This is a genomic window from Segatella oulorum F0390 (genome assembly GCF_000224615.1).
In the GTDB taxonomy this organism is placed as follows: domain Bacteria; phylum Bacteroidota; class Bacteroidia; order Bacteroidales; family Bacteroidaceae; genus Prevotella; species Prevotella oulorum.
Window position 1 is genome coordinate 707,550 of record NZ_JH114215.1, and the last position, 19,896, is coordinate 727,445.

The window sequence follows — 19,896 nt, forward strand, 5'->3', positions numbered from 1 at the left end:
TCCAGCAATCACACATACAAGACAGCAGCGGTAATGCTTACAGGAAAGAATATTGTTTTAGGAATTACAGGCTCTATCGCGGCCTACAAAGCATGCTCTCTCATCCGGGAGCTGGTTAAGTGCGGTGCCGAAGTACAGGTCATCATTACCCCTACCGGGAAGGAATTCATCACACCTGTAACACTTTCGACACTTTCCCACCGTCCCGTTATTAGCGAATTCTTTACACAGTCCGATGGTACATGGCACTCGCATGTTGATTTAGGTCTTTGGGCCGACCTCATGCTTATTGCTCCGTGTACAGCCGGTACCATTGCAAAGTTGGCTCATGGTGTGGCTGATAACATGCTCATAACGACTTACCTGAGCATGAAAGCACCTGTGTTCATAGCACCAGCGATGGATTTAGACATGTTTCAACATCCTACAACGCAAGCCAATCTTCAATTGCTCCAGTCCTTTGGTAATCACATCATCCAACCAGCATCAGGCTTCTTGGCCAGCGGTTTGGAGGGGAAGGGGCGTATGGAGGAGCCGCAACGTATCGTTGCAACCCTCAAAGACTTCTTCTTTCAGGCTCACGAGCAGGAAGAGGTCGGAGCAAACCAAGATCAACTATATCACAAACAGGAAGAGGTCGGAGCAAACCAAGAACAACTATATCACAAGCAAGAAGAGGTCGGAGCAAACCAAGATCAACTATATCACAAACAGGAAGAGGTCGGAGCAAACCACCATCAAGAGGCGCACGATTTAGCAGGCAAACGCGTGCTCATCACGGCAGGACCTACCTATGAGAAGATTGATCCCGTGCGCTTCATCGGTAATTACTCCAGTGGAAAGATGGGTTTTGCCATCGCCGAAGAATGCCTGCGTCGGGGAGCCGATGTGACACTCATCGCAGGTCCGGTAGCTCTATCGTGTTCATCTGCCATCCACCGTATCAATGTCGAAAGTAGCGATGAAATGTATGCCGCAGCCGTTAGCCATTTCACCACGGCCGATGCAGCCATCCTCTGCGCTGCCGTTGCCGACTTCCAGCCTCTCCATGTGGCAGAGGAAAAGATCAAGCGCCACCAAGACGACCTCGTGATACGACTGCGTCCCACCCACGACATTGCAGCAGCCTTAGGTGAAATGAAACAGCCCCATCAACGTTTGGTGGCCTTTGCCTTAGAAACGCATGATGAGGAGCAACACGCTATCGACAAGCTACACCGAAAGCATGCCGACTTTATCGTACTCAACTCCATGTGCAACCCGGGTACAACGTTCATCAGTGACGACAACCAAATTACCATCATTCATCAACAAGGGAAGAAAGATTATGCGAAAAAGCCCAAAGTTCAAGTGGCGCATGACATTATTGACGAGCTTGCTTTGCTGCTTTAGCACTTCCATCCTATCGCAAGAACTGCAAGCTACGGTTCACATCAATCATTCTAAGATTCAAGGCGTTGAGGCAACGCGCTTCGACCACTTACAAACCGCACTCACACAGTTTCTCAATGACCAGAAATGGACACCGCTCCACTTCCTGACGGTCGAACGTATCCCGTGTAGCTTCAGCATCACGGTGAACGATTACGACCATGCCAATGGTTTCAAGTGTAGCGCCATAGTGCAAGCCAACCGTCCCGTCTATCGCACCACCTACAGCACAATCATTTACAAAAATGTGGATGAACACTTTGATTTCGACTACGCCGATCTGTCACAGCTCACTTTCAGCGAAGATCACGTCGTCCAACAGCTAAGCGCGCTCTGTGCCTACTATGCTTATCTCATCATCGGCATCAACTTGGACAGTTTTGCCCCACTTGGCGGAACCGACGTGCTGCAACGTTGTCTCAACACCGCACATGCCGCACAAGCTCTTCCTTATAAAGGCTGGGAAAGCCTTGCGAACGACAAGAGTCGCTTTGCCTTCATCAATGATTACATGGATGAGCGGCTACGCCCGTTTCGCCAGCTGCAATATGCCTATTATCGCACGGGATTAGACCAAATGAGCCAACAGGTTGAGAAGGCTCGCGTCAACATCTCGGCCGCCCTTACAAACCTTCTGTCGTCAGCCCACCAAAACCGTCCCAACAGTCTGCTGCCCCAACTGTGGACCGACTATAAGAGAGACGAATTGGCCGCCATTTACGACGGAAAAGGCACAACCAAAGAGAAAGAACAACTATATAGCATCCTCTTCTCCATCAACGCCAGCCAAAGTGGCGCATGGGAGAGCATCAAACGATAAACAATATGCTCAAACAGTTATACATTAAGAACTTCACGCTCATCGACGAGCTCAACATCACGTTCAATAGCGGGTTCTCCGTCATTACCGGAGAGACCGGTGCGGGCAAAAGCATCATCCTCGGCGCAATCAATCTCCTCCTGGGGCAACGTGCCGACAGCAAAGCCATCAAGACAGGCGAAAACAAGTGCATTATCGAGGCCCATTTCAAAATCAAAGGCTACGGCATGGAAGCTTTCTTCGAGCTCAACGAGATTGACTACGACCCCGAGGACTGCATCCTTCGGCGCGAGATCAGCAGCAATGGTAAATCGCGCGCTTTCATCAACGATACCCCTGTATCACTCACAACCCTACGCGAGTTAGGCGAGACCCTCGTCGACATTCACAGCCAACATCAGAACCTTTTGCTACAGAAAGAGGATTTTCAGCTCAATGTCGTCGACATCATGGCACACAACGAAGCGCAGCGGAAGCAATTTGCCCAACGTTTCGAAGCCCTCCGCGCTGCACACCAAGCACTTGAGCAACTCAAGGAACGCATCAGCCAAGACAAAACGCAACAAGACTTCATGGCCTTTCAGTTTGATGAGCTCACACAAGCAAACCTCCAGCCCGACGAACTTGCTACCCTCGAACGCGAGACAGAACTGCTCTCGCATGCCGAAGATATTAAGGCCGCACTCTTCGAAGCCGACCGCCAACTCAATGGTGACAACGAAGGTGCACTCACCCTGCTGAAACGTTCCATCGGCGAATTGCAAAGCATTGCCAAAGTCTTCCCGCGGGCCAACGAGTTCGGCAGTCGTTTGGAGGAATGTCACATCGAACTCAAAGACATCGGGCAAGAGATAAACCAACAAATGGAGGCCGTCGACTATGACCCCGACCAGCTCAATCGCTTCAGTGAGCGCTTAGACCTGCTCTACAGTCTGCAACAAAAGTATCATGTCGACGGGATGGAAGCGCTGATAGCCATACGCGATGACTTAGGCGAGAAGCTCAACGTCATCGAGAATGCCGACGAGCAACTGGCCGAGCTGACCACACGCTTCCAGCAGTTGGAAAGCGAATGTAAGGCCTTGGCGGCCGTGCTCACGCAATCGCGCGTGAAAGCAGCCAAAGCCATCGAAACGGATATGGCCAAACGTCTGGCGCCCTTGGGCATTCCCAACGTGAAGTTCCAGATTGACTTTACCAACAAGCCGCTTGCCAATGACGGTTCCGACCGCATTGCCTTCCTTTTCAGCGCCAATAAGAGCATGCCCCTGCAACCCATTACGCAAGTTGCCTCAGGGGGTGAGATTGCGCGCGTCATGCTTTCGCTAAAAGCGATGATCAGCGGCACTGTGCAGCTGCCCACCATCATCTTCGATGAGATTGATACCGGTGTGAGCGGTCGTGTTGCCGAAATGATGGCGCAGATAATGCACGAGATGGGTGCGCATCATCGCCAAGTCATCAGCATTACGCATCTGCCACAGATTGCCGCACGGGGAGCCTTCCACTATAAAGTATCAAAGACAGAGACGAGCAAAGGCACCAACAGCCAGATGCAGTTGCTCAACGAGGACGAGCGCATTCAAGAGATTGCCCAGATGCTAAGTGGCAGCAGCGTCACACCCGAAGCCATCAGCAATGCCAAATCGCTGCTCAGCCACACATAGGCATCCCAGCCCCACTCTCCTTTTACGTCCATTCAGAACAAAACAAAACGATCACATAATGAGAAACAAAATTGTATTAACACTATTCGCGGTGCTCATGGTTATCACCGTGAGCGCACAGTCAGCGGCCACACAGAAAGCCGCTAAAGCAGTGTTTTCACTAACCACTTTCAACGCTGCGGGCGACATCATTGCCTCCGCCCATGGCACGTTCGTCAGTCCGCAAGGCGAGGCCATCGCGCCTTGGAAGCCCTTTGTCGGGGCTGCCCGTGCCGTGGTAATCGATGCCACGGGAACCGAACATCCCGTCGTGGCGATGATAGGTGCCAACGAGCTCTATGATGTGTGCAAATTCACCATCGAGCACAGCACGCCAACCGTTTCGCTTGCGCCACAGGCCGCAACGAAGACAGCCTGGCTACTGCCTTACAGTGTGCAGAAAGCCAAACCGTTGCCGCTGACCATTCAGCGCATTGAGCAGTTCAACGAGCGGTTCAACTATTACGTGTTCAACCCTTCAACCCTTTCCGCGCAGCAAGTGGGTTGCCCTGTCGTCAATGCGCAAGGACAGCTTTGCGGACTCTTGCAGACGACCTCCGATAGCACTTTTACAGCGGTCGACGCCCGTTTCGCTGCCGAGATGCAAGCCAACAGCCTTGCCCTCAGCAATGCCACGTTGCGTACCTGCGCCATTCGCCCTGCCCTGCCCGCTTCGCTTGACGACGCGACGGTGGCATTGCTCATGTCGGCCAATCTCACAGACTCCTTGACCCACCAATCGCTCATCGACGCCTTCATCCAGCAGTTCCCCGCCGCCAAGGAGGGTTACACCAATAAGGCGCTGAGCCTCGTCGATGCCGGAAAGGACGAGGAAGCTGAAAAGGTGATGCAAACGGCTCTCGAGAAGGTAGAGAGAAAGGACGAGGCCTACAGCGAATATGCCAAGGTCATCTTGCAAAAGCAAATCCACTATCCTAACCGCGCCTTTGCGCCATGGTCGTTAGACAAAGCACTGCAAGCAGCCGAAAAGGCTGCCACCATCCAGCCGCTACCGCAATACATCCATCAGCAGGCACAAATCTACTACGCTAAGCAAGACTATCAAAAAGCCTACGACCTCTTTATGCAACTCACCCACACACCGCTGCGCAGTGGCGAGTTGTTCTATGAGGCATCCCAATGCAAGCGAATGTTGCGCGCTCCCATCACTGAAGCACTGGCACTCTTAGACAGCGCAGTAGCCGTTTGTCCGAGACCACTGAATAGCATAGCCTCCACCTACCTGTTGGCACGCGGTGCAACCTATCAGGAGATGGGCCAATACCGCTTGGCCGTGAAGGACTACAATACCTATGACAGTATTGCTCAAGGGCCGTCACGCTACCGCGACTTTTACTATCAACGTTACCAATGTGAGTTAAAGATCAAGCAGTTCCAACAGGCACTCAACGACTTGGCGCGCACCATTCTTCTCAACCCAGAGGAACCCGTCTACTATGCTGAGATGGCTTCGCTCTGCCTACGGGTGAAACGCAATGAAGATGCCGAACAGTCAGCCCTACGCTGTACGGAAATAGCAACCGATTATGCCGACGGATTCCTGCTCTTAGGCATCGCACGGCAAGAATTGGGCAAACCTGAAGAAGCACGAAAGGCGCTGCTTCGTGCAAAGGAACTCGGTGACAAGCGCGCCGATGAATACCTTAAGAAGAAATAATCGGATCTGCCATTATCTCTACTGTAAAGGCGCACCAATCGTGCGCCTTTTTCTATAGCATATTGTTCGTTGTGCCGTGTTGGTAGTGTTCTCATAGAAACACAATCACCTTTGCCCAGTGTTACAACAGCTTATATTGTATCTGTTTTATTATTGCACATGGTTTAATCTATATCATTAATAGTTTTTGCAACATTGCGCAATGCTTGAACACATCTTATAAAACATCTATCAACATGGTGCAGTGTTTGAATACATTCTATAATATATTTATCAATATTGTGTCATGTTTTGACAACTTTTATAAAACGTCTATCAATATGGTGCCATGTTTTAAGATATTATATAAGATATCTCTCAACATGGCGCAATGTTTTATAACATATCATTGAACGCACGACAGCCATATTACAATGTTAAGATAGATAGGATGCACAGACATGCAACAATGTAAATAGATGTGATGGATGCCTTGAAAGCAAAGACGGATGCACACCATGTGCATCCGTCGAATAGATAATGAGCGTTATCGTCCTACGACGATATGACAGCGCTCGTTTAAAGAGCTTCACAACTTTGTAACCACAACGCTGCGGTAGCATCCGACGGCATGCGCCAGTCGCCACGAGGGCTTAGGCTGATACCCCCCACTTTCGGCCCATCGGGCATGCAGCTGCGCTTGAACTGTTGCGCAAAGAACCTCCGATAGAAAGAGCAGAGCCAATGCTTGAGCACTTCGTCTGCGTAGCGGTTATTGAATGCCTTTTGAGCCAGTAAGAAGATTTTTGCAGGCGTGAAGCCAAAGCGCATGACGTAATAAAGGTAGAAGTCGTGGAGTTCATAAGGTCCAATCAGTTCCTCCGTGCGTTGACTGATACGTCCTGCATTGTCGGCAGGCGTAAGCTCAGGACTAATGGGCGTGTTGAGGATGTCCTTCAACACGAGCGATAGTTCCTGGCTGCTGTGCAGCGCTTCATGCTGCACGAGGCATTGCACCAAGGTCTTGGGCACGCTGGCATTCACCCCATACATGCTCATCTGGTCGCCGTTGTAGGTGGCCCATCCCAAAGCCAGTTCCGACAGGTCGCCTGTTCCGATGACGATGCCACCCACCTGGTTGCTGATGTCCATGAGTATCTGCGTGCGTTCGCGCGCCTGACTGTTTTCATAGACCACATCGTGCACGGCGCCATCATGCCCAATGTCTTTGAAGTGCTGTGTCACACTTGCTGCGATGGGCACCTCGCGCATCGTGACACCGAGTAGCTGCATCAGCCGATGTGCATTCTGATGTGTCTGGTCGGTGGTGCCAAAGCCCGGCATCGTCACACCGATAATGCCTTGCCGATTGAGCTTTAGGAGGTCGAACGTACGCACACATACGAGCAATGCCAGCGTTGAGTCCAAGCCACCACTGATGCCAAGGACAACCTTTTCGGCGTGAATATGCCGGAGCCGTTTGGCCAAGCCCATGGTTTGGATGTGGAACACTTCCTCACAAGCCGATTCCGTTGCCATGGCTTCGGGGATAAAGGGTGCTGACGGGACGCAGCGCTCCAAGTGGAAAGGCTTAAAGTTTTTTAATGGGCAACACGGCACAATGGCGGTTTCGCTCACCTCGTGGAACTGGGCTGTGGCAAACGTGGTGTTGTTGCAACGGTCGTAGCGGATGCGTTCGACATCAATTTGTGCCGTCACCAACTGCGGCGACAAGGCAAAACGTTGTCCTTCGCTCAATAGTGTGCCATTTTCATAAATCAACGCGTTGCCACCATAGACGACATCCTGCGTGCTCTCGCCGAAACCGCAACTGCTATACACGTAACCACTGATGGTGCGGGCGCTCTGTTGCGCGAGGAGGCTTTTGAGATAGGCGTGCTTACCCACTAACTCGTCGGTGGCCGAGAGATTGAAGATGAGATCAGCGCCGGCCAGGGTCAGATGATTGCTTGGTGGCGTTGGCGCCCAGACGTCCTCGCAAATTTCTATGCCGAATTTCACGCCCTGAGCGGTTTCGAACAGCTTGGGTTGCGCAGATACCTCTATAGCCGTGCCGGCCAGGCGAATGGTTGTCGGTCGTAGCGACTGCGACGAGGTGAACCATCGCTTTTCATAGAATTCGTTGTAGTTGGGCAGATAGGTCTTGGGGACAATGCCCAAGAGCTTGCCCTGTTGCACGATAATGGCGCAGTTGAGTAGCAAGTTGCCCACCTCGAGCGGTGCGCCCACGATGGCAATAACATCTTTCTGCAGGGTGGATTGCAGCAAATGGGTGACAGCGGCATCGATGGTCTCGAGCAATGACCGCTGCCGGAACAAGTCCTGGCAAGTGTAGCCGGTGAGGGACAGCTCGGGAAAGACAATGATTTCAATGCCCGCTTCTTCGGCCTGTGTCAACAGCGCCTCGATTTGTTCGGTGTTGTATTGGACATCGCCAACACGAACGGCAGGAATGGCTGTTCCTACCTTGATAAAACCATATTCCATAACTAATGAATGGTGACTTGTGTTGCGCCATAGCCATACTCGCGGAATGACGCATCTTGATAGGTGAATTTCTTATATTGATAGTTCAAAGCATGGATGAGCGCACGCCGCAGCACGCCCTCCCCTTTGCCGTGGATGAAGACAATTTTCTGTCCCCGATGCTTGCGGTTGGCCTCGAGGGTGTCCTTGAAGACTTGCAGTTGGTAGTCTAAGATGTCTTTTGAGGTCATGCCCTGTATGCTATCCAACAGGGCGTTGATGTGCAAGTCAACCACCAACGGGTCGTTGCCTTTCGGCGCTGTGGCAGCTCTGCCAGCCGTGACATGACGGTCGTCCTGCCGCTTGGTCTGCATTGCTTTTGCCAAATGCCCGGCATCCACTTGCAATGCTTTGACGGGTTCATCGTCGACCACGATGGCATGGAGCCAGGCCGGCGTGTCGAAGAAGTCGCTGTCGCGAAACGTGCTCTGCTTATAGCACTTCGTCGCGTCGAGCTTGATGCAGACCGAGAAGGTTGGCTTGAGCAAGAAGCTTTTCTCGCGCTTATAGGCAATGCCTTGCACGGCCAAACGGTTGAGCTCGGCCAAATCGGCGTAGGTGAGCGTGGCGACAAGCTCCATCGTGTTGGGCGCGAGCTCACCTTGAAAGACCAACGTCCAACTGTCGTTCTCCCCTGTCATGTAACTCAACTGCAAGAAGTAGTTGCAATCGTTCACGAGGTAGATGTCGAACGTCGTGTCTGCGGGCAATGTCGAATCGGAGGGAACAAACGCCACATAAGCCGTGAGCCGATTGCCCCCCTTGCGCTCTTCAACCGGCGCTTGAAAGGTCACTTCGCGCGTGTCGTCGGGTGTGTCGAAAGGCTCGTTGCCGTCGGTCCCATCGAAAGCCGGTTCGTTTTGCTCTGCGTTGAGCATTGCCTTAATGCTGCGTTGGTCGTTGTGAATGGCGTTTCCCTCTTTGTCCATGGCAGCCTGATTGATGTTCAACGCAGCCATTCTGACCGAACCATGGTCGTTGCTGTCAATCACCACGACTTCATTGATGCGAAAGGGTATCTCGAAGCCATCCTGATCCTCAACGAGGACGATGTCCTTTCCCGAGAAGCCCGTAATCTTTCCGCCCCCCGTTTCGTTCAGGAAGCGCACTGTATCTCCTTTTTTCATTGCTTAATTAATGGTTTTATGGGTTGTATCGGCTAAGGTATGAGCAACGAGCTGTCGCCATAGCTTAGGAAACGGAAATCATGCGACAGAGCATAATCATAGATCCTTCGCCAATCTCCGTGCACAAAAGCACTCACTAAGAGCAGCAAGGTGCTTTGTGGTTGATGGAAGTTGGTGATCAACATCTTCACGATTTTATAGTGATACCCCGGTGCGATGATGATCTGTGTGCTGCTATGCAAGGCTTCTAAATTGTTGCGCTGCAACCAGTCCAACACGTTGCGAATGGCCTGCTCGGACGAGATGCCATCTACCCACGTGCCGTCACGCCCCGCTTCGTAGGGCTCCCATTGTGTGACATGGAGCATTTCTTCTGTCGCATCCGGATTTGCGGCAAGTTTCACGCCTATGTAATAGAGACTCTCAAGCGTGCGCACACTGGTGGTTCCGACGGCGATGGCTTCGCCATGGAAGTGCAAAAGGTTCTCAAGGGTGTGACGGTGCACGACGATATACTCGGAGTGCATCTCATGTTCGTCAATGCTTTCGCTTTTCACAGGTTTAAAAGTGCCCGCTCCTACATGTAAGGTGACCTCTTCCTCTACTATCCCGCGCTGCTGAATGGCTTGTAACACTTCATGGGTGAAATGAAGGCCCGCTGTGGGAGCAGCCACACTGCCTTTGATCTTGCTATACACCGTTTGGTAGGTAATCTTATCGCGCTCCTCAGTTTCGCGATTGAGATAGGGCGGAATGGGTAGCTCGCCTACCGCTTCCAAAATGTCGGCAAAATTGATTTGTGCATTGTCCCATCGGAAGTCTACCCAGTAATTGGTGCCTTTCCCTAAGGTCTGCACAGTCTCTTCACGCCGCTCTGCTGTGAGTGTGAACGTTTGACCATTGATGTCAAAGTTGCGTTTCAACACGCCTTCTTTCCATTTCTTTAGGTTCCCGATCATGCAAAGCCACGCACAATGCCCCTTGGACTGGAACATGTGCTCATAGTCGACAGGCTGTGCAGGCTCCATTAAGAAGACCTCGATCAATGCTCCCGTTGTCTTTCGGAAGTGCATGCGCGCCTGGATGACGCGTGTGTTGTTGTACACCATCAAGGAGTGTCGTGGTAGGAACGTGGGGAGATTAAAGAACTGCGACTCAGAGATTTCCCCTTTGCGGTAAACGAGTAACTTGCTATGATCGCGTTGCGCCAAGGGGAACTTTGCGATGCGCGAATCCGGGAGGCAATACTGATAGTCGCTTATTTTAATATGCTTTGTGTCCATACGTTTAAATATTATCTGCATTAGAAATCAATCACCAGCGAAACAATGACATCTGCCAATGCTGATAACACTAAGACGCTCAGCACCCTGTCAACATCTTGACAGTTGTAGCCGGCTGAAGTGTATTGCGTTGAGACATAGCGCTGGGAAGGATTGGTGCGGCAGTAGATAAAATGGTAAAGGCTGTAGGCTAAATAGCCACTGAGGATGCCCCATGCCGTCCCGATAACGACATCGGAGGGATAGTGCATGCCGAGATAGATACGTGTGAACCCATTCATCAGCGCCCAGAGAAAGAGACCGACAGTGAGGCGTGGACTGCGTACCAAGAAGGCGAAAAACGTTGCAATGGCGCAGGTGTTGGCAGCGTGAGCAGAGAAGAAACTATAATCGTTCTTACTAATCCAAACAACGGTGTTAACCATGTATTTTATCGTGTCGTCGTTGCACGGGCGCAAACGTGCAACCCAAGGCTTCACGACTAAGTTATCGATTTCCCCCGAGAGTCCGACTGCCAACAAGCAACCGAAAACGACTAATGCAATCTGTTGCATTGTCTCATGGTTCTTGATAACCATATAGAACAAACACAAATAAAGCGGAACCCACGTCCATGCGGTTGTGAACGCCGACATGATGCCGGTTAACATGAGGTTGTCGCAACTGTTAATGGCCAACAACAGCTGTCGGTCTAAAGTGAAGAGCGTTGTAAGGTCCCACATGTGTCTATCCCCTTATATGTGTTCGACGGTGCTACGGAGCAGCCATCCTTCCCTTCCGTCGGGTGCAACTACCCCCCACCAAAGCGGTATGCTCCGGTCCTTGATATGCACTTTCGTACCTTCGTGGATGACGAAATCGTCGGCTCCTCCACGGACGGGCGTCTTTTTCACTCCCACTGCAGGCGCAATGACGATGGCATCGTCTTGGTGAGCAAAGGAAACCTGCTGCTGATAGGCCATTGCTACAGCCAGCACAAAGAAGACAAAGCCCACGATGGTTGTAAAGAAGCCTGTTTTCTTTAGCCACAAGGGAGCGGTAAACAAGTAAATCAACAGGGCGAAGAGCGCTACAACCACACAAATGATGCTGAGCACCGCCCAACCATCGACACCCAAGAGGTTGACAACGGCGTGATACCAAGTGATGAAAAACATCTCTTCGCCGTCGGCATATTTATCGATGGTCTTGCTCCGCGCCAACTGGAGATTGAAGCGAATGTCACTGTTTCCAGGACTGAGACGCAGTGCACGTTCATAATTCAAAATGGCTTGCGTAATGTTATCCGTGCGATAGTAAGCATTTCCTAAGTTATAATACAAGGCAACACTACGCCCTTGATGCAGTAATGCTTCGTAATCTTTTATGGCCTGCTGATAGTTTCGCTCTGTGTAGGCCTTATTAGCTTCTTGCATGGTCATGGCCCGTGCGGAGGAAAGTGATAGCCATTGCATCGCGATAGCTATCAAAACGGCGAACAATGTAGCCGTGTTTCGTCGGCGACTTGTAGCACTTTTCTTTGCTTTAAAAGTGCATTCAATTTCCGTAATGGCCAACATGGCCGATTCCAAAGTCTTATTCATGTTCCCTTTTGCATCTCCGGGTGCGTAACGTTCAAACTCACATTCGTCGAGTGCACCTATAAAGAGGTCGATTACATGCGGCGCGACGGCCTGTTGTTGGAGCCGCTCTACGATGTTTTCGCGCGACAGCAATTCTACCGACATGTTGAGCTTATCACTCACATACCCCCACAAGGTGCGCAATATTTCATCATAGAAGAGTGCCTCATCGCCGGCCAGCAACAACTGGTGCGCCTTTCTTAAACGCTTCGTAGCGACCTTATTGGCTTTCTTTCCGCGCAATGCCACCCTATCGTTCATCGCGATTGCACGTTTCCTAAACACAATAAGCAAAACTGCGAAGAGGAATAGCGGTAGGCAAAGGGCGATGACGTACGCCGCAGAACCAAAGAAGAAGTCATTCGATGTGCTGTATAACCGACTGTCTCGCATTAAGGGACGGATATCGTTGTCTTTAGTGGCATAATCGTCAACCGAAGTCTCTCCTCCAGTCCCCGGAAGCACATGCACACGCAAGGGTTGTGTTTTCACCGTGCGATAGGAATGCGTTCCCAAATGATAGTAGGTAAGTTCGACAGGTGGAATAGTGAAATCACCTTGATGGCGTGGCACTGCTACGAAATCATAAAGCATGTTTCCTTGCAAGCCTGTCGCTGTGAGCTGTGTCTTATCCGTAACCTTTGCATCGTATTGCTCGAAATCTTTCGGAAAAGCGACAACCGGTTGCTTGATTAGCTTTAAGTTCCCTGTACCACTCACTACCACGCGCAGGTTTACCGGGTCGCCAACTTTCACACTTGCTTTCGTCAGCTGTGCCGAGATGGTGAATGCGCCAACACCGCCAGAGAAGTTGGCCGGACGATGTGGTAACGGTAGAACATTAATCGACAAGCTCGGTGCCTGAATGTTTTTATTCACCTCAACATAGCCCGACCCACCATTAAAGAATGCTTCAAACGGATCAACGCTGCGGTCTTGCTGCACCACAACGCCTTGGAAGGTAATACTGGGAATCGTGAGCTTTCCCGTCATTTGTGGATACATCACATATTGACTCCAGGTGACGCAACGATAAGGGCGCCCGTTCACACGTTCAATATGGAAACTCTTTTGTTGTGGTAGCTTGATCTCTTGGGTGTGGAAGCCTGTTAAATCGGGCATGTCACCCTTTAGTTGTGTCAACTCTACCAATGTATAAACCTTATAAGTGAGTAGGATTGGCTCCTGTTCATATACTTGCTTTTTATTCGCACTGACACGAATAAAAAGGTCATTACCTGATATTCTTGATCCGGCAGAACGAATGTTTGCTCCGCCAGTTCCCGCAACTCCATTGCTATTACTCCCTTTTGCATGCCCTGCCACAGAGACTTTAACGGCCTTTGCATAAATCTTTCGTCCCCCGATGATAGCACAGGCTGGCGCGATGGTATAGACACCAGGCTTAGCAATATAGAGTGTGTAAGTGTAAGTGATAGACGAAGTGCTGGATGTATGGCCATTAATCATCTGGTAGCTCGACTGTCTGGAGGTATAGGGACCAGCAATAACCTCTATAGCAGAAGGCATTGTGCCCGCCTTAAACTCTTCTACATTCTGTGTATCGACTGTATAGGAAAGACGGAAATTCTCACCTGCTGCAACACTCGATGGAACGGCCACCGTTATATGTTGTGCAGAGGCTGACACCGTGCTCAACAGGAGGAGCACCAAAAGTAAACTATATTTGATGAATATGCGCATTGTTCAATGTTAACTATTACCAGTTCTTCTGTAACCTTCTACTTCCACGTTGTTGCAATGCCCTTGAAATGCGCTGCTGCGTAGCCTTTTCATTTTGCAACGCTGCATTCAATAGCTGTTCGGCATTGTCCTTACTCATGCCATTCTTCGGGTCTTTTTGTGGCTGTTTGTCCTGCTTGTTGTCTTGTTCTTGCTTACGATCATTTTTCTTATCGTCCTGTTTTTTCTGTTTGTCCTTCTGTTTATCTTTCGACTGGGGGTTGGGCTTCTGCGGGTTGTTCTTCAGTAACTTTTGACACAATGCCAAATTGTAACGCGTTGCCTGGTTAGAAGGGTCGTTGCGTAGCGCCTCTTCATAAGCTTTGATGGCATCAGCATACATCTGGTGACGTTGACAGATATACCCCATGTTGTGGTAGCTCTTTGCCTTCCTCAATTTACTTGTCTCCGCCTTCCCCGCACGTTCAAAACAGGTGGTTGCTGCTGAATCTTTTTGCTGCGCCAACAGTGCCGTCCCCAAATTATACAGTGCCTGTGTGTTGCTGACATTCTTCACCAAAGCCTTACGGTATTCAGTCTCAGCCTTGACATAGTTTTGTTGGTGGAAATAGCGATTTCCACTACGTATCAACTGTCGATCGGTCTGTGCTTTTGCAATAAACCACAACATACTCATGAGGAGCAAGAGGACACTTTTCAAATAACTCATGCTTTCTGTCTCCTAAAAAAGTTAACGCCTTTAAATAAAGGACTCTTCGATTCTTGTATCAAGCTCTCCACAATCAATAGCAACAACAGGAGTATACCAAAAGCTTGAAACTGCTCGCTGTATTCACTATAGACCACACTATCGGTCGTACCGGTTTGCAGCTTATCTAATGCGTCATTGAGCTTTTCTTGCGCTTCATTCGTATTATCCACGTGAATATACGTTCCATTTCCTGCTGCTGCTAACTGTCTGCACATCTGCTCATTCAATGCAGACATAACTGTTTCGCCGCGTTCATCTTTCAGATAGCCACCATGCCCGTCGGGAATGGGTGCTCCTTTCGTATCACCAACACCAAGTATAAAGACATTCCTTCCACGTTGGTGAGCAGCTTTAACAGCCTCCAAGGCTCCACCTTCGTGGTCTTCCCCATCCGTAATAATGATGATTGCTTTACCGATGTCCTTCTGTTGCGTGAAACTTTGTTCACTTAACTCGACGGCGCGAGCTATATCTGTTCCTTGTGTCGCAATCAGAGAGGGATCGATGTTCTGCAGAAACATTTTGGCCGAAACATAATCATTTGTGATAGGAAGCTGTACGAAAGCATCGCCTGCAAAGACAATTAATCCGACTTTATCATTCGTAAAATGGTCAAAGAGACTTTCTACTAACAACTTACTTTTTGCAAGACGTGAAGGAACTACATCGGCTGCACGCATCGAATTACTAATATCCATTGCAATTACAGCTTCTATTCCATTACGTTTGTCGTGGGATAGCTTCATGCCGGCTTGAGGACGAGCTAACACTATAATCAATAATGCCACAGCCCCTTGTAACAGCCAGAACTTAACCGTCGGGCGATACTTTGAAACATCGGGCATCATCTGCTGTAGCAAAGCGGGATCTCCAAAACGTAAGAACTTAGCCTTGCGCTGCCTCCACACCACGAAACGCACACAAGCCATGATGGGGATGATTAACAAAAGCCATAAATATATGGGGTCTTCAAATCTCAACATAATTCTTCTTACTTTAAGGAATTCTACGTAGGACAGTTGTTCGCAAAACCAACTCCAACAAAAGTAACACGAATGCAACCAAAGCAAAAGGTTGATAAGCCTCATACCACTTGGAGAACTTCTTCACATCCATTTTCGTTTTCTCTAACTTATCGATGTCATTATAGATTTGTTGCAACTGTTTGTTGTTCGTTGCACGATAGAAATTACCATCTGTAAGCTGTGCAATCTCACGTAACGTTTTACTATCTATTTCCACAGGGATGTTCACATACTGCGTACCTCCTGCAACAGGCATCGGATAGGGAGCCACTTTATTTGTTCCAACACCAATCGTATAAACTCTAATTCCCATACGTTTTGCTATTTCAGCACTTGTCATAGGGGAAATATCACCCATATTATTACTGCCATCTGTGAGCAGAATAACGACTTTGCTCTTTCCTTTGACATCTTTCAAACGGCTCACTGCATTGGCCAGCCCCATGCCTATAGCTGTACCATCGGCAATAAGCCCATGCGAAGCAATGTCTGTACGCACACTCTGCAACATGTTAATAAGCGAAGTGTGGTCGGTGGTCATCGGACATTGCGTGAAGGCCTCACCGGCAAAAATCGTTAATCCAATGTTATCATTGGGACGATCGGCAATAAATTCTGCTGCAACTTTTTTGGCTGCTTCTAACCGATTGGGCTTTAAATCTTCTGCAAGCATAGAGGTCGATACATCCATCGCCAACATGATGTTGATGCCCTCAACTTGCTTCTCACCCCATGAATTATGTGTCTGTGGACGAGCCATGACAACAACGATAAGGAAAAAAGTCAAGCAGCGCAATAACATAGGCAAATGAATGATGCACATGCGCCAGCTTTTAGGAGCATATTGAAAAGCATAGGTGTCGCTCATACGCATGCTGGGCTCACGCTTAGCACGATAAAAGAAATACCAAACGATGTAAGGCATCAACAAAAGCAACAACAAAAAATATTCTTTACTTGCAAATTCCATCTTTTATCCTATCAATTCAATCCACTGATACGCAATATAAGCGAGTAATGCCATAAGCACAATGCTCAACACATAGAGCAAGGCCTTTAAAGTAAAACGATTCTTACGCGTTTTTTCCTCATCTTCACTCAACTGCTCAACAACTTTTTCTACTGTTTCCTGCACATCAGTCTTGGTTTCATCAATAAATTTTGCTGCATGGAGCAGATTTAAATCGTTCTCATTAATCAGCGCACTGTGTTTTGCGAACTTCACCAAATCTGCTGTTCTAAAGAGTTCTCGCAGTTCCTCCAATCCTTTTTTGTCATCGGCCTGCTGTAGCTTTGCAATGATTTCACTGCTGGTCATCTCCATGGCATTAAATCCAAAACGCTCCTGAATATATTGCCTAACAGCATCGGTGAGCTGTGTATAATATGTCTTCTGGTCTTCCGAACGCACCAACTGATTGGCCTTGATTTCATCTATCGCATGCAACGCCTTGCGATGAGCAGGAATACGCTTCACAATGCGCACACGAGCTATGATGGGTTTATTGCGTTTAAGACATATAAAGACATAAACAGCACCTATGCCCAACACAAGGAAGAGCAAACTCAACCAAAAAATTCCTCGCCAATCGTTCCAAGAAAAGGGATTATCCTGCACATCTGCCGGCGGAAAAAACTTATTGGGGTGTAGTGTGTCAACAGGAACAGTCAAAACTTTCAAAGCTAAAGCTGCACCCTGATAGGGCTTACCATTCACACGAACAACCAAAGGAGGTAGAGCGTAAAGCTGTTCACGGAAACTGGTTAAAGTATAAACGCGCTGTTCAACAGACATGCCATCAACAACCGTTGGAGATTTTTTCTCGACAGAAAGGACTTCAACCCCAGGAAAAAGCTGTCCTGGAACATGTAACTTCGGCCATTGCAGACGTGCACCTTGTGGAGCTGTCACTTGCAAAGAAAGATGTGCCTGCTGACCAATGAGAATCGATATAGAATCTATTTTCTGCTCCACTTGCACGCGTTGTGCCCATAATGGCACAGCAAACAAAGCGGCAACAACAGCAAACAGTAATTTCGTTATCTTCATTATATCCGTTTCTTAAAAAGTAAGAGCAAAGCCTTTGTGAAATTCTCGTTTGTTGCTACAGAAGTCCAATCAACCTTACTTTTTGCAAAAGTGCGGTTCAAAAGATCTTCCCGCTCAATCCAATAGCGTGCATGCGCCTGCCGCAATTTAGCCGAACTCGTATCAATAATCATTTCATGTCCTGTTTCGGCATCGCGCACTTTCATCAAACCGATGTCAGGAAGCGACTTCGCCCGTGGGTCGTAGACCTGAATAGCGACGACATCGTGCTTTGAATTAGCAATCTGGATGGGTTTACTAAAATCAGAACGCGAATAGAAGTCGCTCAACAAAAAGGCTGTGCACCTGCGCTTTATCACCCGAGTGAGATAGGATACAGCCATGCCTATATCGGTTCTTACACCTGCAGGTTTGAAATTAAGCAATTCATGAATGATATAAAGAATGTGCTTGCGCCCTTTCTTGGGTGGAATATACTTTTCAATTCGATCGGTGAAAAGGATTACGCCAATCTTATCATTGTTTTGAATGGCACTGAAAGCTAAGGTCGATGCAATCTCTGTCACCAAGTCGCGTTTGGTTTGTTGCACACTACCAAAGTCTAAAGAGCCACTCAAATCGACGAGCAACATCACCGTCAGCTCCCGTTCTTCTTCGTAGACTTTAACGTAAGGACGATGGAAACGGGCCGTAACATTCCAATCAATATCGCGCACATCGTCGCCATATTGATATTCACGCACTTCGCTAAAGGCCATACCACGACCTTTAAAGGCCGAATGATATTGCCCCGCAAAGATGTTTTGACTCAAGCCACGAGTCTTGATTTCAATCTTTCTTACCTTCTTTATAATCTCTGATGCTTCCATCAAGGCACCTCTACCTTATTAATAATCTTTGAGACAATCTCCTCGGAAGAGATGTTGTTGGCTTCAGCTTCATAAGAAAGGCCAATGCGATGCCGCATGACATCATGTGCAACAGCGCGAACATCTTCGGGAATGACGTAGCCGCGATGCTTGATAAAGGCATAAGCGCGACTGGCTTTTGCCAAATTAATGCTGGCACGCGGACTTCCGCCATAGGTGATCATATCTTTCAATTCTGCCAGTCCATAACGCTCAGGATAGCGACTGGCAAAGACGATGTCGGCAATATATTGTGCAATTTTATCGTCAATGTAGACCTGATTAACGATTTCCCGTGCCTTTAAAATCTCATCTGCGGAGGTTACGGCAGACACCGTTGGAAATGCACCTGCTATGTTCTCACGAATGATGAGTTTCTCTTCCTCCAACGTGGGGTAATCAATCACCACTTTCAGCATGAAGCGATCCACTTGCGCCTCGGGCAGTTGATAGGTGCCCTCCTGCTCTATCGGATTCTGCGTAGCCAGCACCAAGAAAGGTCTTGGCAACGGGAAAGTTGATTCGCCAATGGTCACTTGATGCTCTTGCATCGCCTCTAAAAGTGCACTCTGCACCTTAGCCGGAGCACGATTAATTTCATCGGCAAGAATAAAGTGTGCGAAAACAGGTCCTTTTTTGACATGGAAACGCTCATCCTTTTGCGAATAAATCTGCGTTCCAATTACGTCGGCAGGCAACAAATCGGGCGTAAATTGAATGCGGCTAAAGTCGGCATCTATCAGCTGCGCCAATGTTTTTATGGCTAAAGTCTTAGCCAAGCCTGGCACACCTTCTAAGAGGATATGCCCATCACTAAGTAAAGAAATCAACAACGACTCCACCAAATGCTTTTGCCCCACGATCACTTTGTCCATGCCCGAAACAAGGTTGGTTACAAAACCACTTTGTTGCTCAATCATAATATTGAGGGCACGAATATCTATTGCTTCTGCCATAATATGAATTTTATTGATATTTTTTATGTGTGGCAAAATTACAACAAATCGCAAAGGTGAAGGCCATCTACACGCCTAAATAATATTAAAAAGCCTATGAATTGAATTAATTTAAGACCTTTCTTTACAGGCGGTTCCTGCATGCTGGAAAACATTTGAGATACGGGTGTTTCTCAACTGTTTTTGAGAAAAACACACGAGATACAGGTGTTTCTCAAACGTTTTTGAGAAAAGCATGCAAGAAACAGGTGTTTCTCAAACGTTTTTGAAAAAAACACACGAGATACAGGGGGTGTTTCGCTTGTTTTT

At 48.7% G+C, this 19,896-nt stretch carries 15 protein-coding genes; 4 read left to right on the forward strand and 11 right to left on the reverse strand.

Going from position 1 to position 19,896, the window contains the following annotated elements; genetic code table 11:
- Nucleotides 1-33 precede the first annotated feature (33 nt).
- The 4 genes from HMPREF9431_RS03015 to HMPREF9431_RS03030 are packed head-to-tail and all read left to right on the forward strand — an operon-like array spanning nucleotide 34 to nucleotide 5,635.
- Entirely contained in the window at nucleotides 34-1,392 is a 1,359-nt protein-coding gene (locus HMPREF9431_RS03015) for a bifunctional phosphopantothenoylcysteine decarboxylase/phosphopantothenate synthase (protein ID WP_004379620.1), read from the forward strand.
- Nucleotides 1,358-2,251, forward strand: coding sequence for a type IX secretion system protein PorD (porD, locus tag HMPREF9431_RS03020; RefSeq protein ID WP_004379621.1), 894 nt, complete (start codon nucleotides 1,358-1,360; stop codon nucleotides 2,249-2,251). Before HMPREF9431_RS03015 ends, porD begins: the two co-directional genes overlap by 35 nt.
- A gap of 5 nt (nucleotides 2,252-2,256) precedes the next feature.
- Nucleotides 2,257-3,918, forward strand: coding sequence for a DNA repair protein RecN (gene recN, locus HMPREF9431_RS03025; protein WP_004379622.1), 1,662 nt, complete (start codon nucleotides 2,257-2,259; stop codon nucleotides 3,916-3,918).
- A 58-nt stretch (nucleotides 3,919-3,976) separates the two neighbouring features.
- Nucleotides 3,977-5,635: a tetratricopeptide repeat protein gene (locus HMPREF9431_RS03030; RefSeq protein WP_004379623.1), complete on the forward strand. Its 1,659-nt coding sequence runs from the start codon at nucleotides 3,977-3,979 to the stop codon at nucleotides 5,633-5,635.
- Between the two features lie 558 nt (nucleotides 5,636-6,193).
- Here the strand turns inward: HMPREF9431_RS03030 and HMPREF9431_RS03035 are convergent.
- From HMPREF9431_RS03035 to HMPREF9431_RS03085, 11 genes are read right to left on the reverse strand one after another with little or no spacing between them, the layout of a single operon-like run.
- Nucleotides 6,194-8,122 (reverse strand): NAD(+) synthase, encoded by a 1,929-nt coding sequence (locus tag HMPREF9431_RS03035; RefSeq protein ID WP_004379625.1) that lies wholly within the window; start codon nucleotides 8,120-8,122, stop codon nucleotides 6,194-6,196.
- Between the two features lie 2 nt (nucleotides 8,123-8,124).
- Nucleotides 8,125-9,288, reverse strand: coding sequence for a DUF2027 domain-containing protein (locus tag HMPREF9431_RS03040; RefSeq protein ID WP_004379626.1), 1,164 nt, complete (start codon nucleotides 9,286-9,288; stop codon nucleotides 8,125-8,127).
- A gap of 32 nt (nucleotides 9,289-9,320) precedes the next feature.
- Nucleotides 9,321-10,571 (reverse strand): S-adenosylmethionine:tRNA ribosyltransferase-isomerase, encoded by a 1,251-nt coding sequence (locus tag HMPREF9431_RS03045; protein ID WP_004379627.1) that lies wholly within the window; start codon nucleotides 10,569-10,571, stop codon nucleotides 9,321-9,323.
- 20 nt (nucleotides 10,572-10,591) lie between these two features.
- Nucleotides 10,592-11,293 carry a phosphatase PAP2 family protein gene (locus HMPREF9431_RS03050; RefSeq protein ID WP_004379628.1) on the reverse strand — a complete coding sequence of 234 codons (702 nt, stop codon included), beginning with the start codon at nucleotides 11,291-11,293 and terminating at the stop codon, nucleotides 10,592-10,594.
- 12 nt (nucleotides 11,294-11,305) lie between these two features.
- On the reverse strand, nucleotides 11,306-13,897 hold the full coding sequence (locus HMPREF9431_RS03055; protein ID WP_004379629.1) for a BatD family protein: 2,592 nt from the start codon (nucleotides 13,895-13,897) through the stop codon (nucleotides 11,306-11,308).
- A 16-nt stretch (nucleotides 13,898-13,913) separates the two neighbouring features.
- Nucleotides 13,914-14,606, reverse strand: coding sequence for a tetratricopeptide repeat protein (locus HMPREF9431_RS03060; protein WP_004379630.1), 693 nt, complete (start codon nucleotides 14,604-14,606; stop codon nucleotides 13,914-13,916).
- Nucleotides 14,603-15,631, reverse strand: coding sequence for a vWA domain-containing protein (locus tag HMPREF9431_RS03065; protein WP_004379631.1), 1,029 nt, complete (start codon nucleotides 15,629-15,631; stop codon nucleotides 14,603-14,605). Before HMPREF9431_RS03065 ends, HMPREF9431_RS03060 begins: the two co-directional genes overlap by 4 nt.
- A 13-nt stretch (nucleotides 15,632-15,644) precedes the next feature.
- Nucleotides 15,645-16,643 (reverse strand): vWA domain-containing protein, encoded by a 999-nt coding sequence (locus HMPREF9431_RS03070; RefSeq protein ID WP_004379632.1) that lies wholly within the window; start codon nucleotides 16,641-16,643, stop codon nucleotides 15,645-15,647.
- A 3-nt stretch (nucleotides 16,644-16,646) separates the two neighbouring features.
- Nucleotides 16,647-17,723 carry a hypothetical protein gene (locus HMPREF9431_RS03075; RefSeq protein WP_004379633.1) on the reverse strand — a complete coding sequence of 359 codons (1,077 nt, stop codon included), beginning with the start codon at nucleotides 17,721-17,723 and terminating at the stop codon, nucleotides 16,647-16,649.
- Nucleotides 17,723-18,592: a DUF58 domain-containing protein gene (locus tag HMPREF9431_RS03080; protein ID WP_004379634.1), complete on the reverse strand. Its 870-nt coding sequence runs from the start codon at nucleotides 18,590-18,592 to the stop codon at nucleotides 17,723-17,725. Before HMPREF9431_RS03080 ends, HMPREF9431_RS03075 begins: the two co-directional genes overlap by 1 nt.
- Nucleotides 18,592-19,587 (reverse strand): AAA family ATPase, encoded by a 996-nt coding sequence (locus HMPREF9431_RS03085; protein ID WP_004379635.1) that lies wholly within the window; start codon nucleotides 19,585-19,587, stop codon nucleotides 18,592-18,594. Before HMPREF9431_RS03085 ends, HMPREF9431_RS03080 begins: the two co-directional genes overlap by 1 nt.
- Nucleotides 19,588-19,896 lie beyond the last annotated feature (309 nt).